Origin of the sequence: Bacillus sp. B1(2022) (genome assembly GCF_040259625.1) — a bacterium.
GTDB classification, from domain to species: Bacteria; Bacillota; Bacilli; order Bacillales; family Bacillaceae; genus Bacillus; species Bacillus velezensis.
Genome location: NZ_JANIFO010000034.1, coordinates 1 through 481, shown reverse-complemented (window position 1 = coordinate 481; position 481 = coordinate 1). Strand labels below are relative to the sequence as shown.

The 481-nt window shown below is 57.0% G+C and carries 1 protein-coding gene; it reads left to right on the top strand.

Annotation, left to right across the window (positions count from 1 at the left end; translation table 11 throughout):
* The coding region (locus tag NQS30_RS21350; protein ID WP_350322355.1) for an AMP-binding protein at positions 1-481 on the top strand (481 nt) is incomplete at both ends.

Genomic DNA, 481 nt, shown 5'->3' with positions numbered 1-481 from the left:
TTCCATCTGGCAATTGTTTTGGTGGACGATGTCAGGCGCCTCCGTGTATCTGCTTCCGGCCGGCTGGGAGAAAGATCCTGTGCGGATGATTGAAGCGTTTGCCTCAGAAAAGGTGACGACCGCGCATTTTATTCCGGCAATGGTCAACAGCTTTTTAGACGCGCTGGAAACGGAGCCTGAGGAAACAAGAACACGCCTCGGCAGAACACTGACACGCGTGTTTGCCGGAGGCGAAGCTCTTTCCCCGCTTACGGCTGCCCGGTTTGCAGATCTGTTGCCGGAGACGATGCTTATTCACGGCTATGGACCGACAGAAGCGACGGTTGATGCGGCGTTTTACGTCTGTGACCGAAAACGGGACAGCGGACGGACAAGGCTTCCGATCGGAAAACCCGTTCCGGGTGCCCGTCTGTATGTATTAGATAGCGGAGGAACCATCCAGCCTGCGGGCGTGGCAGGAGAGCTGTACATCGCGGGGACC